We start from the raw sequence: 19,000 nt of genomic DNA on the forward strand, positions 1-19,000 counted from the left end.
AATTCGTTCCCAGATGGGGACCCGTTCGCCACAGGCGTGCCACGGACGCTGTCCACGGGCTGTCGCGCCGATGTCAATCGCGTGTCAACGGTCGGTCACGGCGCCTTCGCATACTCGCCGCGCACTGGCTGCCCCACATGCCCCCGCGATTCCATACCCTCATCGCCGCGCAGTTCCTCTCCGCGCTCGCCGACAACGCGCTGCTCATCGTCGGCATCGCGCTGCTGCGCGAGATGGGGCAACCGGCCTGGTGGGCGCCCCTGCTGAAGCTGTGCTTCACGCTGGCCTACGTCGGGCTGGCGCCGGTGGTGGGATTGATCGCCGATGCCTGGCCCAAGGTGGCGCTGATGAGCTGGATGAACGGGCTCAAGGCGCTGGGGGTCGGTGCGATGGCGCTGGGCCTGGATCCGCTGCTCGCGTTCGGCATCGTCGGCACGGCCGCGGCCTGCTATGCGCCGGCCAAGTACGGTCTCATCACGGAGATCGTTCCGCCGACGCGGCTGGTGGCGGCCAACGGCTGGATCGAGGTGTCGGTCGTGTGCTCGGTGCTGCTTGGCACCCTGGTCGGCGGCCTGCTGGTCAGCCCCTGGTGGATGGCGGCGATGGGCGCATGGGGCGTGCCGCGCCCGCTGATCGCGTCGCTGTGCGCGCTGCTGGGCGTCTACGCGCTGGCGGCGCTGCTGCAGCTGCGCGTGCCGGAGAGTGGCATCGTCTATCCCCGGCCGCCGCGACGGGCGATGGATATCGTGCGCGATTTCCGGATCTCGAATCGTGCTCTCTGGCGGGACCGACTGGGTGGTCGCCTGTCGCTGTCGATGACGACGCTCTTCTGGGGCGCCGGCGCGACCTTGCAGCTGGCGGTCCTGCAATGGGCGCAGGACGTGCTGGGCCTGAGGTTGAACCAGGGGGCGTACCTGCAGGCCACGGTGGCGATTGGCGTCGTGGTCGGTGCGGGTCTGGCGGGCCGCTGGATCGCTTTGCACCACTCGCTGCGCGTGATGCCGCTGGGCCTGATGCTGGGTGGCCTGATGCTGGGCACGCCATGGGTCGCTTCGCTGGGCTGGGCGCTGCCGGCGATGGTGCTGGTCGGTGCGGTGGGCGGCGCGATGGTCGTGCCGATGAATGCATTGCTCCAGCACCGGGGCGTGCAGATCCTGAGCGCCGGCCGTTCGATCGCTGTTCAGGGTTTCAACGAGAACCTGAGCATCCTGCTGATGCTGGGTTGCTACACCGCGCTGCAGGCGATGGGCGTTCCGCTGGTCTGGCTGATGAGCGGCCTCGGCGCCTTCGTCTTCGCGTGCGTGCTGATCCTGATGATCCACCGCCACGCCCACCACCAGCCGGTCCCCATTCCCACGTCTCCGACTTCCCGAGACAGCGCGGTGGTGTGACGTGAAGGGAGCCCGGGGCCGGCGGCGGCGCCCGCTTCCATGACTGACCAGGCACGTTCTGTCTGACCAAAGCGAGCCGAAGGCGAGCGGCGGGAGTTGAGTGCCGAAAGCGGGCGCCGCCGCCGGCCCCGGGCTTCCTTCACCTGCGCTCGCCCGTTGCAGTTGAAGCGCCCCAAGGCGCCCTAAAGCGCCCTAAAGCGCCCCGGCCTCCACCCCTGCCAGCCGAGCTCCCGCCCTCATCGCGACGGAGGTGCCGTCGATGGCTGCGGCGTAGACCTGTTCGATCCCTTGCACGATCCCTTCCCAGTCGAGTGATTCTGCGCTGGCTCGCGCTGCGGCTCGCATGGCGCGCAGCCGAGGCAGATCGTCGAGCAGCGCCAGCGTGCGTGCCTGGAATGCTGCCGGTTCATTGAACGGCGCGAGTCCGCCATTCACGCTGTCGCGCACGAGCAAAGCCGCCGCGGCGTATTGATAGGCCATGACTGGCAAGCCGCTGGCGAGTGCTTCCGGTGTGACGTTGCCGTAGGTTTCGGTGATGCTGGGGAAGGCGAAGAGGTCGCCGCTCGCATAGCAGGCGGCGAGCTGTTCCCCATGTTGCATGCCGGCGAACACGACGTTGGCGGAGGGGGGCAGTGCCTGCTCGAAATCGGCGCGAGCGGGGCCGTCGCCGACGAGGACGAGTCGCGCGCGCGGATGGCGGTGGCGGATGGCGGGCCAGAGGTCGACCAGGAGCTGGAGGTTCTTCTCGGCGGCCAGCCGGCCGACGTGGAGGAGGACGGGGTCGCCGGGCGCTGCGCCCCAGTGCTCTCGCAGCGCGTCGCTGCGGCGCGAGGGGTGAAAGAGCTGCGTATCGACGCCACGAGCGATGACGCTGACGTGCCGGAATCCCTGGGCCATCAGTTCGCCGGCGAGCGCGGCGTTCGGCACCATCGTCGCGTGGCAGCGGTTGTGGAACTTTCTGAGATAGGCGAGCAGCGGCCGACGCAGCCAGCCGATGCCGTAATGCTGGGCGTAGGCATGGAAGTTGGTGCGGAACTCCGACACCACCGGCAACTTGAGATGGCGGGCGGCTTGCAGCGCGGACCAGCCCATCGGGCCTTCGGTCGCGATGTGGACCACGTCGGGCCGCTTGCTGGCCCAGAGGGTGACCAGGGTGCGCTTGGAGACGACGCCCATGCGCAGGTGCGGGTAGCGTGGCACGGCCAGGCCGCGCATCAGGACTTCGTCGACAGGGCGATCGCCGGACACCGGCGCGCCGGACGGGGCCTGCCGCGGCCTCAGCAGCTGGACCGCGTGGTCGCGCGCCTGCAGGCCGCCGACGACGCAGGCGATGCTGCGTGCCACGCCGTTGACCTCGGGCGGATAGGTCTCGGTCACCACCGCGACGCGGAAGTGCCTCTGGCGCGTGGGCAACTCGTCGACTTCGAGTTCGATCGGCGGGGTCGTCATGGCGCGGATGATGGGCGGCCAACGCAACAGTTCTGTGACGGCGACGATCGTCACGCGCCTGACACGCCCGATGGACACAGTCGCCACGCGTCCGTCATCGATGCATCATCGTGCCGCCACGGCACCGCCATCGAGTGACGGCACGCTCCACGGCTCATCTCATGGTCATCTCACCGACGAGGCCCGCATGAAGGACTTTCTGGCACTTCTGAATGAACAGCGCTGGGACGACCACCGCTACTACCACCACTGCCGAATCAACCAGTCGCTGCATCTGCTCAGCGCCTGCTGCTTCGTGGTCGCCTACGGGCTGCTGCTGGTCGATCCCGCCTGGTCGGCGCTGCTGGCCTGGGGCGTCTCGATGACCAGCCGCCAGGCCGGGCACTTCTTCTTCGAGCCCAAGGGCTACGACCATGTGAACCAGGCCACGCATGAGCACAAGGAGGAGATCAAGGTCGGCTACAACCTGCGCCGCAAGGTCGTGCTGATGGCGCTGTGGGCGCTGTCGCCGGTCGCGCTGTGGCTGCAGCCGGGCCTGTTCGGCCTGTTCGAGCCGGCCACCGGCTTCGGCGACTACCTGCACCAGCTGGGCCTGCTCTGGTTCTGGCTCGGCGTGGGCGGCCTGGTGTTCCGGGTGCTGCAGCTGGCGGTGATCCGCGACCTGCGCACCGGCCTGGCCTGGGCGACGAAGATCATCACCGACCCCTTCCACGACATCCAGCTGTACCACCGCGCTCCGTTGCAACTGCTGCGCGGAGAGCGGCTCGATCCCGCACTGTGGCCGCGCGCCGATGGGCACAATGCCGGGAACGGCGAGCAGACGGCCTGATCCGACGGGATGGCGCGACGCGATCCCGGGCGACGGGATCGCGATCGACGCGGGGACAGGCGGCCGCCGGCCAGATGGAGCTTTCCGCATGTCCGCAGTCGAACGGCGCCTTCGGGCGCCGAAGTCATTGGCGTGGGTCATCACGGTCGCCGCCGTGCTGGCCGGTTGCGCCAGTCCGATGCCCAACACCGGCAACCAGCGCGTCACCGGCGGCCCGATCGTCTTCACCCATGTCGGCCATGGCGAGCCGACGGTGGTCCTGCAATCGGGACTGGGCGATGGCCGCGATCCCTGGGCGCCAGTGCTGAACGCGCTGCGTGCCGAGCACAGCGTCTTCGCCTACGACCGCCCGGGCTATGGCGACAGCACCGCCACGCCACCGACGCCGCGGAATCCCTGCGGCATCGCGACCGAACTGCATGGGCTGCTGCAGAGCGCCGGCATCAAGCCGCCCTACGTGCTGGTGGGGCACTCGATCGGCGGGCTGTACCAGTACGCGTTCTCGCGGCTGTATCCGGACGAGGTCGCGGGCATCGTGCTGGTCGACGCGACCCATCCGCTGCACCTGCGAAAGATGCAGGTGGAGGTGCCGGTGATGGCCAACATGCTGGACAGCATGAGCCGCCGGGTGTTCCGCGGGATGATGCAGGCCGAATTCCTGCAGCAGCAGGACTGCATCGACACGCTATGGCAGAAGCCGCGGCCGGACGTGCCGGTGCGGGTGCTGACGCGCACGGTGTATTCGCCGATGGAGACGGCCAGCGGCTTCGAGTCCATGGTGCACGGCCTGGAGCCGAACTGGCTGCCGCTGGTGGGCGGCAAGGAGATCCAGCCGGTGGCGGGATCGGGGCATTACATCCAGCGCGACAAGCCCGAGGTGGTGACCAAGGCGATCGAGGAGGTCGTCCAGGAGGCGCGCGAGCGCGGTCACCCGTCGGCGCCCGGCGCGGCCCTGCGATCGCCCGCCGGCGCGCGGCCGGCCCGCTGAACGCGGGGAGGGACGCCGCGATCAGCCCCGCAGGCCCAGCGTCTCCATCAGCAGGCGCCGCTTGATCGCCCGGTTGCTCGGCAGCGCCGGGCTGCTCCACCAGCCGCCGTCGCGCATCGCGCGGGCCGCGGCGAGGATGCGGCGCTGGACCTCGTCGAAATCGGCGTCGCTGAAGTCCAGGCTGAAGATCATCCGCCCGGTGCCGACCCAGCTCAGCGCCAGGCCTTGCTCGCGCAGGTAGTACTGCAGCATCCAGTTGTAGCGCGACGGCTCGGTGTAATAGAGCGTCCAGACCGAGGACATGTTGGCCGCGCGCAGCGGCAACTGCTCGGCCTCGAGCGCCGCATTGAGCCGCTCGCGCCGCGCGTCCTGCTGCGTCTCCTGTTCGTCGATCTGGCGCAGGCGCTCCGGATCCTCGAGCGCATCCAGGAACACCGACATCGCGCCCATCACATGCGGATGGGTGTTGAAGGTGCCGCGAGCGAAGCAGATGTCGGCCGGGCGCTCGTCGCGGTAGCGCTTCATCCACGCCGCGCGGCCGCAGACCACGCCCACCGGCAGGCCGCCCCCCAGCGTCTTGCCGTAGGTCACCAGGTCCGCCTGCACGCCGAAATACGCCTGGGCACCGCCCGCGCCGAGGCGGAAGCCCATGAAGACCTCGTCGAAGATGAGCGCGATGCCGCGTTCGGTGCAGACCTCGCGGAGCTCGCGCAGCCAGGCGGCGTAGGCGGCCTTGTCGTAGGACGCGCGCCGGGAGCTGTCGACCAGCGAGCCGTCGCCCGGCGCCGGCTTGTTGGGGTGCAGCGCCTGCAGCGGATTCACCAGCACGCAGGCGATGTCGCGCCGGGTGCGCAGCACTTGCAGGCTGCGGGCGTGCATGTCGCGCAGGGTGTAGGTGCGCTCGGCCGGCAGCGGGTTGCCGGGGCCGGGCTGGGCTTCGTCCCACCAGCCGTGGTACGCGCCGCAGAAGCGCACCAGGTGCGTCCTGCCGGTGTGGTACCGGGCCAGCCGCACCGCCTGCATCACCGCCTCGGTGCCCGACATATGGAAGGACAGCTGGTCCATGCGCGCATGGCCGAGGATGCGCCGCACGTTGTCCTCCACTAGCGGGTGGTAGACACCCAGCACCGGGCCGAGCGCCTCCACCCGCCGCGCGCCCTCGGCGATGCAGCGCTGGTAGAACGCGTAGCCGAAGAGATTGACGCCGTAGCTGCCGGCCAGGTCGATGAAGCGTTCGCCGTCGAGATCGGTGAGCCAGTGGCCGTCGCTCGCGACCATCACCGGCCCGAGCGGCAGCTCCCGCTGAACCAGCGGGCTGAACGGCGGCGGCACGCGATAGCTGCTGGTGAACTGGAGGTCCGGCAGCGAGGGCTTCATCGCCTGCGTCGCGGCGATGCTGCGCGCATGGCGGCTCTTGAGCGTGCGCGACAGCGCGGCGAAGCTGGCGCGACGCGTCGCGACGATCGTGTCCGGCGCATCGTCGGCGTTGAAGAAGCGCCCGTCGTCGAAGCGCTGCGTCGGCATCAGCCGCGCGAGCCGCACGGCCATTCGCGAATGACCCGCCAGCGACGGGTGCTTCGCCCGCGAAAGCTGCAGCCGGCGCCAGCCGGTCGGCGCGTAGTACAGGGCCACGAGTCCGGCCGCCGCGGCGGCGACGGGCAGCAGGTCGAAGGTGAAGAACGTCGTGGACATGGGCATGGACCTCCGGAGCCTCGTTCTGCTGTCACACAGCATTGGCAAATTGCGGAGATATGTATCCGACGGAATTGACATGTCCATGAAATCGGCGCGCTGGATCGACCGTCTGACCCAGCAGGAAGATCTCAATTTCCTCTTGACCAATCGCGTGCCGCGCCTGGCGCTGACGCGCTTCATGGGCAGGTACAGCCGGATCGAGTCGCCGATGCTGACGCGCTTCAGCGTGGCGGTGTGGCGGCTGTTCACCGACCTCGACCTGAGCGAGGCGGAGTCGCCGACGCGCGGCTACCGATCGTTGCGCGAGGTCTTCACGCGCCGGCTGAAGCCGGGGCGGCGGCCGATCGATCCGTCGCCGGGCACGATCGTCAGCCCCTGCGATGCGATCGTCGGCGCGCACGGCCCGGTCACCCGCGGCATGGCCCTCCAGGCCAAGGGCATGGACTACCGCATCGCCGATCTGTTCGGCGATGCCACGCGGGCTGCGCCCTATCTGGACGGCACCTACCTGACGCTGCGCCTGACCTCGGCGATGTACCACCGCTTCCATGCGCCGGCCGACCTGCGCATCCAGCGCGTCACCCACATCGCCGGCGACACCTGGAACGTCAATCCGATCGCGCTCAAGCGCGTCGAGCGACTGTTCTGCCGCAATGTCCGCGCGGCCGTGGAATGCACGCTGCCCGACGGCACGCCGATCGCGCTGGTGCCGGTGGCGGCGATCCTGGTCGCGAGCCTGCGCCTGCATGCGCTGGACCTGACCTTGCGTCCCGATCATCCCGGCCCGCACCGCTTCGAGCTCGGCCACGACCATGCGCGCGGGGAGGAGATGGGCTGGTTCGAGCAGGGCTCGACCATCCTCGTGTTCCTCCCGCCGGGCGTGAAGCTGTCGGCGAGCTTGCAGCCCGGCCAGCGGATCCGCATGGGCGAGGCGATCGCGCGTCTACCATGCGCCGATGGCGATGAATGACACGATGCCGTCCCCGCTGGGACTGGCCGCGCCGTATGGCGGCGATGAACACGGGCTGATCTGCGGCTTCTGGATCCATCCCGAGCGCCCCACCGAAGCGCTGCCGACGCTGGCTCAGGCGCAGGCCCGGCTGGCGCGGCCGGAGGGCGGCTTCCTGTGGCTGCATCTGAACCTCGCGCATGCGGGCGCGCTGCCCTGGCTGCGCCGCAACGCCGCACTGGCCGAGAGCTTCGACGAAGCCCAGCAGCAGGGCTCGCGCTCGTCGCGCATCGAGCGCGTGGGCGAGCATCTGTTCGCGGTGCTCAACGACGTGACCTTCGACTTCGCCTTCGACGTGGGCGACGTGTCGACGCTGTGGATGCAGGTCAGCGAGCACCTGGTGCTGAGCGTGCGCCGCGCGCCACTGCGCTCGGTGGACCGGCTGCGCATGGCGATCAAGCGCGGCGACCGGCCGCGATCGAGCGTGGCGCTGCTGGATCACCTGCTGCGCGACCAGGCCGACGAGCTGCAGCGCATCGTGCGCCAGGCCACCGAGCGGGTCGACGACATCGAGGACGCATTGCTCGCCGGCCGGCATGCCGGGCACGAGTCCGAAGTGGCGGCGTTGCGGCGCCTGATGGTGCGGCTGCAGCGGCTGCTCGCGCCGGAGCCCAGCGCGCTGCTGCGCATGCTGTCGAATCCGCCGGACTGGGTCGCCGAGCAGGACAAGCAGCAGCTGCAGCAGGCGAGCGAAGAATTCGCGCTGGTGCTGCGCGACATCCAGGCGCTGCAGGAGCGCATCCGCGCGGTGCAGGACGAAACCTCGGCGCGTGTCGCGCAGGAGAACAACCAGACGCTGTACGTGCTGACCATGGTCACCGTGCTGGCGCTGCCGATCAACCTGATCAGCGGCCTGTTCGGCATGAACGTCGGCGGGCTGCCGCTGCTGGAGCACAAGCACGGCTTCTGGGTCGTTGTCGGGCTGATCGTCGTGCTGACGGGGCTCGTGACCGTGTTGCTGCTGAAGGCGACCGGGCGGCGGAAGTAGACGGCCGATCGCGCGGCATGGCCGGGCACGGCACGGAGAGGTGAGGTCGTGGCCTCGGTCGCCTGCCGTCAGGTCCCTCACGGGTCCCCCGCGGACCCTCACAGGCCGAGGAACGCGGTCAGCTCGTCGAGGTAGTCGTCGAAGTCGGCCAGGCCGTGGTCGCTGCCCTCGAGCAGCTTGATCCTGCTGCCCGGGTAGCGCGCATGCATCTCGCGCCAGTCGAGCACCTCGTCCCCCTTGGCGATGACCGCCAGCAGGCGATCCGGATGCGCCAGCGCGCCGGCGCCGAGCGCCCGCAGTTCGTCGACGAACTCGCGGCGGAAGAAGAAATGCTCGTCCGGATCCTGCCAGCAGGTCTGCTCGCCGATGTGGTTGGCGAGGTCGCGGGCCGGGTCCACCGCCGGATTCAGCAGCACCGTGCGGGCGCCGGTGCGCTGCGCCACCCAGGTCGCGTAGAAGCCGCCGAGCGAACTGCCCATCACCGCCATCGTGTCGCGCGGCCAGTCGCGGATCAGCGTGTCCACCAGCGCCATCGCCTCGCGCGGCGACGGCGGCAGCTGCGGGCAGGCGAACACCAGATCCGGTCGATGGGCGGCGGTCCAGGCGGCCATGCGACGCGCCTTCGCCGAGCGCGGCGACGAACGGAAGCCGTGTAGGTAGAGGAGGTGGGTGCGGCGCGCCGGCGCGGGGGCCTCCGGCTGGGGGGAAGGGGAGGTCATGGGCCGGCAGTTTAGGGGTCTCCCTCTCCGTCGGGTGGGTGGGTCACTTCCGGCACGGGTGGTCGGCTGGGCGATCATCGCCACCGTCGCGGCCGACGAGGGCCGCGCGCTCGTTAGTGCGCATTGACGCGGGGGCTTCGGCCCCGGCACATTGCCCGTTCCGTCTGGGCGCAGGCGGCCAGAAGACCGCAGCGCCCGCATTCCTCTCAACAGGGCCCGGCCGGCCGACCCCGGACGGACCCCCGACCACACAGATCCATGATCCACAGGGACACGATCCAGCTGACGGCCATCGCGGCCGCGGCGCTGCTGCTGACCGCCTGCGCCACGACCGGCACGACCGGCTCCTCCTCGCCCTCCGGCGCGCCGACTGCCCAGGCCGCGCCCGCGCCGGCCAATGCCGCCTCCGCCGCGCCCGGCCAGCCCGGTGCCTCCTCGCCGATGACGGCGCCGCGTCCCGCCGCAGATCCGAGCGCGCCCAAGCCCTTCGCCGAGGTCAGTCGCGACGCCAAGCGCGACGACGGCCTGTTCCCGATCCTTCGCAAGGAGGAGAAGGTCTGGCTCGAGATCCCGCGCGCGATGCTGAACAAGCCCTTCCTGTTCACCATCAACATCTCCAGCTCGATCGGCGAGCGCGGCTTCTACGCCAGCCAGATGGGCCCGGAGATCATGGCCGAGTGGCGCCGCATCGGGAACACGATCCAGCTGGTGGCGCTGAACACCGAGTTCCGCGCCGAAGGCGGCGGCAAGCGCGCCGGCGAGGAGGCGTTCTCGCCCAGCCTGCTGGCCGCCGGCCCGGTCGCCAGCGCCGATCATCCGGAGCGCAAGGCCTTCCTGGTCGACGCCGGCATGCTGCTGAGCGACATCCCCGGCATGTCGACCCGGCTGGAAATGGCCTACCGGCTGCCCTACAACGTCGATCGCGGCAACTCCTACTTCGAGCTGACCCGCGCCGACGAGAAGCTGACGACCCTGAACGCCAAGGTCCACTACTTCACGCCGCGCATCCCGGCGCCGCCGCTGGTGGCGCCGCCGGTGCCGGTGCCGACGCCGCCGCAGGCGACGCCGGATCCGCGCTCGATGTTCATGGGCTTCGTCTACAACTTCCGCGCGTTGCCGGAGGAGAAGATGTCGCCGCGTCGCGCCGACGGCCGGCTGGGTCACTTCACCGAGACCTTCACCGACCTGAGCGATGACCTGAAGGCCAACCCGCGCGTCCACTACATCAACCGCTGGCGCCTGGAGAAGAAGGATCCGGCGGCCGCGCTGTCCGAGCCGGTGGAGCCGATCACCTACTGGATGGACAAGAACATCCCGCCGAAGTACCGCCCGGCGGTCGAGGCCGGCATCCTGGAATGGAACAAGGCTTTCGAGAAGATCGGCTTCAAGAACGCGGTCGTGGCCAAGCAGCAGCCCGATGACGCGGACTGGGACAACATGGACGCATCGCATGCGTCGATCCGCTGGTTCGTCGGCTCCGACGTCGGTTTCGCCATCGGACCGAGCCACGTCGATCCGCGCACCGGCGAGATCCTGGATGCCGACATCGGCATGAGCGACGTGTTCGCCCGCGGCGGACGCGCGTTCATCAGCGAGGACGCGCCGCGCGGCCTGGCCGGTGCTCCGGTGTCGACGCTGGCCGAGGAAGCTCAGGCGCTGGCCGCGCTGAACCACGGCTGGCGCGAGGGCCGCAACGCGACCTACTGCACCTATGCGCACGACGCCGCGGCCGAGATGGACTTCGCGCTGGACGTGCTGGAGGCCCGCGGCGACATCGCGCCCGACAGCCCGGAAGCCGACGCCTTCATCCAGGCGCGGATCAAGGACGTGATCATGCATGAGGTGGGTCACACCCTCGGCCTGAAGCACAACTTCAAGGCCTCGACGCAGGTGACCCAGGCGCAGCTGAAGGACAAGGCCTGGACCGATGCGAACGGGCTGTCGGCCTCGGTCATGGACTACAACGCCTACAACATCCCGCTGCAGGGCGAGGCGCCGACGACGTACAACAACACGACGCTGGGCGCCTACGACTACTGGGCGATCGAGTACGCCTACAAGCAGGTCCCCAAGGAGCAGGAGGAGGCCGAGCTCAAGCGCATCGCGTCGCAGAACACGCAGCCCGGCCACGCCTACGCGGACGACACCGATGCTGGCGGCTTCGGGCCGTTCGACGGCATGGACCCGACGATCAACCGCTTCGACCTCGGCGACGACCCGATGGCCTATTTCCGCAAGCGGCTGAAGCTGACGCAGGAGTTGTGGGCCCGGGTGCAGAACCGCGCGCCGGAGGCGACCGATGATCCGCTGCGCCAGCGCCGTCAACTGGCCAACGGCTTCAGCCAGCTGGCCCGTGCGTCGGACCTGGTGGGCAAGTACGTCGGCGGCATGTACACCCACCGCGACGTGCCGGGGGCCTCGGTCCCGGCGATGCGTCCGGTCGATCCGGCCAAGCAGCGGGAGGCGCTGCGCTTCCTGGCGCAGGGCATCTTCAGCGCCGACAGCTTCCGCTTCAAGCCGGAGTTCCTGACCTCGATCACGACGGACTATGTGGAGTTCAACCGCGCCGGCTTCGTCAACATCCCGGCGGCGGTGGCGCGGGTGCAGCTGGGCTCGCTGGACCGCCTGATGCAGGCCCAGACGGCGATCCGCCTGATGGAGCTGCCGGCCTACGTGCCGGTGTCGCAGCGCAAGGGTTTGATCTCGATCGGCGAGGTCTACGGCACGCTGCAGTCCTCGATCTGGAGCGAGCTCAAGACCGGCGGCGACATCGACCCGCTGCGTCGCAACCTGCAGCGCGAATACCTGCGCCGCATCCAGGCCAACCTGACGAAGAGCGGTGCGGCCTCGGGCCAGTTCGCCGATGCCTACGCGGTGCTGCGCCTGCACGCGGTGCAGCTGCAGAGCGACCTGCGCGCGGCGCAGGGCAAGGGCTCGCTCGAGACCCGCGCCCACCTGGCCGAGAGCCTGGACTTCCTCAGCACGGTGCTGAAGGCGACGATGGTGCGGACCTGAGCGCAGGCGCGGTCGTTCGACCGCGCCTCCTCAGCGCGAAGGCCGGCGAAAGCCGGCCTTTTTCATTGGGCTGACCCGCAGGTCGGCGATTCAATCTCGTACCCCAGAGACAGGTAGAGATGCGTTCGCAATCGGCCTTGCTCGGTTTCCATGAGATGCACGCCCTCTGCGCTCGTGCACAAGCTGGCGGCTCGTCTGGCGCCGCGGCGGTCGGTGAGCTCGAACCGTCCTCCACGCGAATGCGTCCGGATGTCCACTCCGACCGCACCCACGCCGATGAAGGGCATGTCGGACCATGCCGGCGGGACCTTGGCCTTGTAGACGCGGGGAGCGATGGCGCGAAGCTCGTCCGAAGCGAGCACCTCGGCCGCATCGATGGCCACGAGGTCCGCCGCGCGTAACCGCTTGCAGCACCGTGGGCGCTGGTCTGCACCTGGGTACTCCAGCGCGATAGTCGAGCCCGTAGGAATCGGCGATGCCGCGACCAGCAGCGCCTCTCCAGATCCGTCCAGCTTGACGATCGCGAAGCCCGCCTCGGCCGTCGCGGCACATGCCGACGCGCTCAGGGAAAGGGCGAGAGCGAGGAATCTAGCGACCATCGTCGGACCAATGCGGAGGGTCGGAGACCAACTTGTTCACGCCGTAGCTCGCGCCCACGGCATTCAAGTCGCTGAGCCTCTTGATCTCCACTTCTTCATTTGAAGCGTTCTTGATCTTCTTTCCGACGATGCCGTTCACGGTCATGTCGATCGCGCAACGTTCGGTGTGCCGGGAGATCAGCGCAGGCGGGTAAACGATGCCGAAGGCTTTCGCCATGGCCGAGGCGGCCCGCTTCGAGGCTTCCTCCGAAGCGTGCACCCATTCGATATCAACGCCGGCCATGGTGGGCACCTTGGCTGCGTCGATATCGCCACGCGAGATCTTGGAGCTGTAATGCATCAGGTAGGCGCGCTCGCGCGGTCTGTACGTCGCAGCGATCGACACGCTTCCGCCCGCTTCTGCGATCGCTGTCAAAAACTTCTTCACCTTGTCGCGAAAAGCTGGATCGAGATCGTCCGTGCTCGTGCTACCAGGAAACTTGCTGACCCATGAGGCGCCGCTCTTCTCCTTGGCGGGACTGGACTGTGAAGCGGACTCCGGGCTGCGCTCGACCTCGGTTGGATTCAACACGCAGGTCGGCCCGGGCGGTCGGTTCTGCATTCGCGCACAGGTGCCCGGGTCAATCGCGCCGGGATTTGAATCCATTCCAAGTGGACCGGGACGGCTGGCCATGGTGCTCAAGACGACGATCTCCGTATTACCGGCAGTGCGCAGGCCCGCTTCTTTGATGAAGCAATGGCGAGTCCGGATTCTGAATCTCGCTGCCCGCATGACGGCCTGACCTTGGTCATCGTCTCCGTTTCAACGAATGGACGGCAGCAGGTCCTGGCAGTCCTTGGTCCACGGCGTCGTCAGGCGCGCGTCGCGGAGCTCGCTCAGTGGTCCCCGACCGGATACCGCCGCTCCGCCGCGACGATGTCCCAGACCGCGATGAACATCGCGGCGATCAGCGGGCCGATGACGAAGCCGTTGATGCCGAACACCGCCATCCCGCCCAGCGTCGACAGCAGCACGACGTAGTCCGGCATCTTCGTGTCCTTGCCCACCAGCAGCGGCCGCAACAGGTTGTCCACCAGCCCGATCACGATGGTGCCGAACAGCAGCAGGCCGACCCCCGACGCGATGTGCCCGGTCGCCAGCAGGTAGATCGCCACCGGCGCCCACACCAGCGCCGCCCCCACCGCCGGCAGCAGCGAGAGGAAGGCCATCAGCACCGCCCACAGCACCGGCGCGTGGATGCCCAGCGCCCAGAACGCGAAGCCGCCCAGCGCGCCCTGCAGCGCCGCCACCGCGATGTTGCCCTTGACCGTCGCGCGGATCACCGTGCGGAACTTCTCGCCCAGCTGCCGCTTGTAGGAGTCCTGCAGCGGCAGCGCATCGCGGATTCGCGCCGACAGATGCTCGCCGTCGCGCAGCAGGAAATAGAGCAGGTAGAGCATCACGAAGAAGCTCACCAGGAAGTCGAAGGTGTCCTGGCCGAAGCCCAGCGCCTTCGTCGCCATGAACTGGCTGCCCTGGTTCAGCGCGCTGCCCAGCTTCTCCTGCAGGTTGGCCAGGTCGTGCAGCCCCAGCCGCTCCAGCACATCCAGCAGCCACGACGGCAGCGCCGCATAGACCTGCGCCACGTAGGTGTTGAAGTTGAACTGGCCGGACTTGACCATCTCGAAGACCACCGTCGCCTCCCGCACCAGCGCGCCCATCACGTAGGTCAAGGGCAGCACCACCAGCAGCAGGATCACCAGGATGGTCACCCCGGAGGACAGCCCGGGGCGCCGCGTCTTGCGCAGCAACCGGCGATAGAGCGGCTGGAACACGATGGCCAGCGCCACCCCCCACAGCAGCGCGCTCAGCATCGGCCACAGGATCCAGCCGAACGCCACCGTCACCAGCGCCAGCAGGCACAGGAAGGACCGGTTCTGCAGCGCGGGCACCAGCTTGCCAGGACCACTCATCGTGTCGTCGCTCCTCGCGTGAATGAAGTCAATCGGGTCGATCGGTCGATCGGGGCTGCTCTGAACCCTGGGGGACCGGCGGCGGAGCAGCTGTCGGACCGCTGGTCCGGGGCTGCGTCGCCGCGCGCGGCGCAGGATCGCCGGTTTACTTCAGCGCGTCCAGCAGCTTTTCGTGGATGCCCCCGAAGCCGCCGTTGCTCATGCACAGCACATGGTCGCCGGGCCGCGCCGCCCGCCGGACCATCGCCACCAGTTCCTCGACGTCGGCGCCGACCAGGCCCTGCTCGCCCAGCGGCGCCAGCGCCTCGCGCGCGTCCCAGCTCAGGCCGTCCTGGTTGCAGAAGCTCAGGTCGGCCTCCTCCAGCGCCCAGGGCAGCTGCGCCTTCATGGTGCCCAGCTTCATCGTGTTGGAGCGCGGCTCGAACACCGCCAGGATGCGTTCCTGCGGTGCGATGCGCCGGCGCAGGCCGTTGATGGTGGTGTGGATCGCCGTCGGGTGGTGCGCGAAGTCGTCGTAGACCTTCACCCCGCCGGCTTCACCACGCAGTTCCAGCCGGCGCCGGACGTTCCTGAAGCTGGCCAGCGCCTCGGCCGCCCGCTCGGGATCGACGCCGACATGTTCCGCCGCCGCGATCGCCGCCAGCGCGTTGAGCTGGTTGTGCTCGCCCAGCAGTTCCCAGGTCACGTGGCCGACCTTCAGGCTGCCGCGCAGCACGTCGAAGGACTGCGGCTCGCCGCGGGCGCGCAGGGCGCCCGGTTCCTCCTTGCGTGCGCCGAAGCGCTGCACGTCGCTCCAGCAGCCGCGCGACAGCACCCGCTGCAGCGCGTCCTCGCGCGCGTTCACCACCAGCCGTCCAGACGGCGGCACCGTCCGCACCAGATGGTGGAACTGGGTCTCGATGGCGGCCAGGTCCGGGAAGATGTCCGCGTGGTCGTGCTCGAGGTTGTTCAGGACCGCCGTGCGCGGCCGGTAATGGACGAACTTGCTGCGCTTGTCGAAGAAGGCGGTGTCGTATTCGTCGGCCTCGATGACGAAGTACTTCCCGCCGCCGAGCCGGGCCGACACGCCGAAGTTCTGCGGCACGCCGCCGATCAGGAAACCGGGCGCCAGGCCCGCCGCCTCCAGGATCCAGGCCAGCATCGAGGTCGTCGAAGTCTTGCCGTGGGTGCCGGCCACCGCCAGGACGTGCCGCCCCTGCAGCACGTGCTCGGCCAGCCACTGCGGTCCGCTGGTATAGGGCAGGCCCGCATCGAGGATCGCCTCCATCAGCGGGAAACGCCCCTCGGAGGAGCGCGTCACCACGTTGCCGATGACGAACAGGTCCGGCTGGAGTGCCAGTTGCTCCGCGCCAAAGCCCTCGATGAGCTCAATGCCCAGCGCTTCCAGCTGCGTCGACATCGGTGGATAGACATTGGCGTCGCAGCCGGTCACCGTGTGGCCGGCCTCCCGCGCGAGTGCCGCCAGGCCGCCCATGAAGGTGCCGCAGATGCCAAGGATATGGATATGCATGTCTGTCTCTCAGCCGCTGTACCAATCGGTAAGCAAGCGTAATGCCTGTCGCGAGACGAAAAGTTTGCGACAACCCGGTCCGTCGTTTGCCGTGGCGCGTGAGGGAATGGTGTCAAACCGGTGTTGTGTGGGCGTCAGCGCAGGGCCCGACGCGCTGCGTCCAACGTGGCATCGATGTCCGCGTCGGTGTGCGCGGCGGACACGAAGCCGGCTTCGTACAGCGCCGGCGCCAGGTACACGCCGGCGTCCAGCATCGCATGGAAGAAGCGGTTGAAGCGCTCCTTGTCCGTCGTCATCACGGTCGTGTAGTTCTGCGGCAGCTCCGGCAGCAGGAAGAAGCCGAACATGCCGCCCTCGCTGTCGGCGCTGAAGGGCACGCCATTCTCGGCCGCCACGGCCTTCAGGCCGTCCACGAGCCGACGGGTCCGCGCCGACAGCGCATCGAAGAATCCGGGCCGCTTGATCTCGCGCAGCGTGGCCAGGCCGCAGGCCGTGGCCACCGGGTTGCCCGAGAGCGTGCCCGCCTGGTACACGCCGCCCAGCGGCGCCAGGTGGCGCATGATCTCGCGGCTCGCGCCGAAGGCCGCCAGCGGCATGCCGCCGCCGATGACCTTGCCGAACACGCTGATGTCGGGCACGAAGCCCGGGATCAGGTCGGCATAGACGCCCTGCGCGCTGCGCAGTCCGACGCGGAAGCCGGTCATCACCTCGTCCAGCACCAGCAGGGCGCCGTGCTGGCGGCACAGCTCGCGCATCCGGGTCATGAAAGGCACGCTGGCCCGCACGAAATTCATGTTGCCCGCGATCGGCTCAACGATCACGCAGGCCAGCTCCGCGCCGTGCAGCGCGAAGGCTTCCTCGAGCTGGGCGACGTTGTTGTACTCCAGCACGATGGTGTGCTGCGCCGTGGCCTCGGGCACGCCGGCCGAGGTCGGATGGCCGAAGGTCGCCAGGCCGGAGCCGGCCTTGACCAGCAGCGCATCGGTGTGGCCGTGGTAGCAGCCTTCGAACTTGATGAACTTGCTGCGCTGCGTCGCGCCGCGCGCGAGCCGGATGGCGCTCATCGTCGCCTCGGTGCCTGAACTTACCAGCCGGATCTGCTCGCAGCTGGGCACCAGGGCCAGGATCTCCTCGGCCAATTCGACCTCCCGCTCGGTCGGGGCGCCGAACGAGAAGCCGTCCAGCACCGCCTTCTGGACCGCCTCGACGACCGCCGGATGGCCATGGCCCAGGATCATCGGACCCCAGGAGCCGATGTAGTCGATGTAACGCTTGCCGTCGGCGTCCACGATGCAGGCGCCCTCGCCGCGGGTGATGAAACGCGGCGTGCCGCCGACCGCGCGGAAGGCGCGCACCGGCGAGTTCACCCCGCCAGGAATGACGCGCTGGGCGCGGGCGAACAGGGTCTCGTTCTGGCTCATATCGGGATTCCGGTACTGCTGGGGCGGATCAATGCGGGAAAAGAAGGAGGGCGCCGCGCGGGCGCCCTCGGTGGACTCAATGGATGCGGCGAGGGCCTCGGCTGGGTGGCTCGTCGATCGTCATCTCGTCGGTGGCGGGCACCGCCTCGGCGCCTTCCTCGCCTTCCTCCCCGGGCGGCAGCGCCCAGAAGAAGCGGTCGGGCACCACGTTGCCCATGCCGGGGCGGAAACCCGCTTCCAGCGACTGGTCGAGGAAGGCGAGCGCCTCGCCGACCGCATCGTGCGGTTCGGAGCCGACCGAGAGCAGGGCGGCCAGCGCGGCCGACAGGGTATCCCCGGCGCCGACGAAGCTGGCCTCGAAGCGCTCGAACTTCTCGCCGGTGATCGCGCCCTGGGAGTTCGCCAGGACGTTGTCGATGTACTGGTTGGGCAGCTGGATGCCAGTCACCAGCACATGCGCGGCGCCGTGCTGCTGCGCCGCGACCGCGAGTTCGCGCGGGGAGGCCGGGCGGTCCGCGTCCCAGTCGGGCAGCAGGCAGTCGAGCAGCGTCTTCTGGTTGCCCACCAGCACCAGCGTCTGCGGCAGCACCAGCTCGCGGAACGCGTCCAGGTAGCTCTGCTGCTGCTCCTCGTCCAGCCAGGAGATGCTCGGCAGGTAGGCCACCAGCGGCACGTCGGGGTAGTCGGAGAGGACCTCCGCGACCGAGGAGACTCCCTCGGCGCTGCCCAGGAAGCCGACCTTCCAGGCGGCGACCGGCACATCCTCGAGGATCGAGCGGGCCTGTTCGACGATGCAGTCGCCGTCCAGCGTCTGGTGGTCGAAGACCTCGGCCGTGTCGCGCATCACGATGGCGGTCACCACCGGCAGCGCATGCGCGCCCATGGCGGCGATCGTCGCCACGTCGCCGGCGCTGCCGCCCGCGCCGCTCGGGTCCGACGCATTGAAGCTCATCACGCAGGCCGGCGGCGGCGAGTCCTGGTCATCGATCGCGGCGGCGTCCTGGGGGTCTTGTTGGTGCGGGTCTGGGCGGCTCATGGATGGTTGGCGCGAAGCCGTGAACTGATGCGCATAACGTGAAGAAGGACCGCAATCGACTGTTGTTTCATCGGTACTTCCGCCCCCCGGGTCAGCACGGGGGCGTGGCTACAATCTTTCGATCATTGTAGTGATGCAAAGTCAACCCATCGTGAGCGAAGCAAGGACCTGGATGTGCCTGATCTGCGGCTGGATTTATGACGAGGCCGCGGGCGACCCCGAGCACGGCATCGCCGCCGGCACGCGCTGGGAGGATGTCGACATGAACTGGACCTGTCCCGAATGCGGTGCCCGCAAGGAGGACTTCGAGATGGTCCAGATCTGACCCGCACATCGACCTTGCGACGAAGCATCCGGTCGCGCCTGTCGCGAGCCTGAAATTTCCCTGACAACCATCG

Annotated in this window: 16 protein-coding genes; 7 read left to right on the forward strand and 9 right to left on the reverse strand. The window is 68.9% G+C overall.

The window, feature by feature from the left end:
- Positions 1–137 precede the first annotated feature (137 nt).
- Entirely contained in the window at positions 138–1,391 is a 1,254-nt protein-coding gene (lplT, locus tag CS062_RS00600; protein ID WP_099859544.1) for a lysophospholipid transporter LplT, read from the forward strand.
- A 192-nt stretch (positions 1,392–1,583) separates the two neighbouring features.
- On the opposite strand, the gene CS062_RS00605 is transcribed toward lplT, so the two are convergent.
- The gene (locus tag CS062_RS00605) at positions 1,584–2,894 is read right to left on the reverse strand and encodes a glycosyltransferase family 4 protein (RefSeq protein WP_233217841.1); all 1,311 of its coding nucleotides are present in this window, start codon (positions 2,892–2,894) and stop codon (positions 1,584–1,586) included.
- 133 nt (positions 2,895–3,027) lie between these two features.
- Between CS062_RS00605 and CS062_RS00610 the strand changes: the two genes are divergently transcribed.
- On the forward strand, positions 3,028–3,669 hold the full coding sequence (locus CS062_RS00610; protein WP_099859545.1) for a hypothetical protein: 642 nt from the start codon (positions 3,028–3,030) through the stop codon (positions 3,667–3,669).
- A gap of 88 nt (positions 3,670–3,757) precedes the next feature.
- Complete coding sequence (locus tag CS062_RS00615) at positions 3,758–4,657, forward strand: alpha/beta fold hydrolase (protein WP_158238628.1); 900 nt, start codon at positions 3,758–3,760, stop codon at positions 4,655–4,657.
- A 21-nt stretch (positions 4,658–4,678) separates the two neighbouring features.
- Here the strand turns inward: CS062_RS00615 and CS062_RS00620 are convergent, their stop codons facing one another.
- Positions 4,679–6,349 carry an aminotransferase class III-fold pyridoxal phosphate-dependent enzyme gene (locus CS062_RS00620; protein ID WP_099859547.1) on the reverse strand — a complete coding sequence of 557 codons (1,671 nt, stop codon included), beginning with the start codon at positions 6,347–6,349 and terminating at the stop codon, positions 4,679–4,681.
- 79 nt (positions 6,350–6,428) lie between these two features.
- Between CS062_RS00620 and asd the strand changes: the two genes are divergently transcribed.
- A complete protein-coding gene (asd, locus tag CS062_RS00625; protein WP_099859548.1) occupies positions 6,429–7,322 on the forward strand; it encodes an archaetidylserine decarboxylase in 894 nt (297 codons plus the stop codon).
- A complete protein-coding gene (locus CS062_RS00630; RefSeq protein WP_233217842.1) occupies positions 7,309–8,349 on the forward strand; it encodes a transporter in 1,041 nt (346 codons plus the stop codon). Before asd ends, CS062_RS00630 begins: the two co-directional genes overlap by 14 nt.
- Before the next feature lie 98 nt (positions 8,350–8,447).
- Here the strand turns inward: CS062_RS00630 and CS062_RS00635 are convergent, their stop codons facing one another.
- Positions 8,448–9,068, reverse strand: coding sequence for a YqiA/YcfP family alpha/beta fold hydrolase (locus CS062_RS00635; RefSeq protein WP_099859550.1), 621 nt, complete (start codon positions 9,066–9,068; stop codon positions 8,448–8,450).
- 258 nt (positions 9,069–9,326) lie between these two features.
- On the opposite strand from CS062_RS00635, the gene CS062_RS00640 reads away from it, so the two are divergent.
- Positions 9,327–12,083, forward strand: a complete 2,757-nt coding sequence (locus CS062_RS00640; RefSeq protein WP_099859551.1) for a zinc-dependent metalloprotease — start codon at positions 9,327–9,329, stop codon at positions 12,081–12,083.
- Between the two features lie 62 nt (positions 12,084–12,145).
- Here CS062_RS00640 and CS062_RS00645 read toward each other — a convergent pair whose 3' ends face one another.
- From CS062_RS00645 to thiD, 6 genes are all read right to left on the reverse strand, one after another.
- Positions 12,146–12,682, reverse strand: a complete 537-nt coding sequence (locus tag CS062_RS00645) for a hypothetical protein (protein WP_099859552.1) — start codon at positions 12,680–12,682, stop codon at positions 12,146–12,148.
- Complete coding sequence (locus tag CS062_RS00650) at positions 12,672–13,364, reverse strand: hypothetical protein (RefSeq protein WP_199174139.1); 693 nt, start codon at positions 13,362–13,364, stop codon at positions 12,672–12,674. Before CS062_RS00650 ends, CS062_RS00645 begins: the two co-directional genes overlap by 11 nt.
- 194 nt (positions 13,365–13,558) lie before the next feature.
- Positions 13,559–14,635, reverse strand: a complete 1,077-nt coding sequence (locus CS062_RS00655) for an AI-2E family transporter (RefSeq protein WP_099859554.1) — start codon at positions 14,633–14,635, stop codon at positions 13,559–13,561.
- Between the two features lie 145 nt (positions 14,636–14,780).
- Positions 14,781–16,145 (reverse strand): UDP-N-acetylmuramate:L-alanyl-gamma-D-glutamyl-meso-diaminopimelate ligase, encoded by a 1,365-nt coding sequence (gene mpl, locus CS062_RS00660; protein ID WP_099859555.1) that lies wholly within the window; start codon positions 16,143–16,145, stop codon positions 14,781–14,783.
- A gap of 134 nt (positions 16,146–16,279) precedes the next feature.
- A complete protein-coding gene (gene hemL, locus CS062_RS00665) occupies positions 16,280–17,566 on the reverse strand; it encodes a glutamate-1-semialdehyde 2,1-aminomutase (RefSeq protein ID WP_099859556.1) in 1,287 nt (428 codons plus the stop codon).
- Positions 17,567–17,642: 76 nt separating this feature from the next.
- Positions 17,643–18,602 carry a bifunctional hydroxymethylpyrimidine kinase/phosphomethylpyrimidine kinase gene (gene thiD, locus CS062_RS00670; protein WP_233217843.1) on the reverse strand — a complete coding sequence of 320 codons (960 nt, stop codon included), beginning with the start codon at positions 18,600–18,602 and terminating at the stop codon, positions 17,643–17,645.
- A gap of 133 nt (positions 18,603–18,735) precedes the next feature.
- Between thiD and CS062_RS00675 the strand changes: the two genes are divergently transcribed.
- Positions 18,736–18,927, forward strand: a complete 192-nt coding sequence (locus CS062_RS00675) for a rubredoxin (protein ID WP_084452486.1) — start codon at positions 18,736–18,738, stop codon at positions 18,925–18,927.
- Positions 18,928–19,000: the final 73 nt, after the last annotated feature.

The organism is Roseateles chitinivorans (genome assembly GCF_002761755.1).
Taxonomy (GTDB): Bacteria; Pseudomonadota; Gammaproteobacteria; order Burkholderiales; family Burkholderiaceae_C; genus Roseateles; species Roseateles chitinivorans.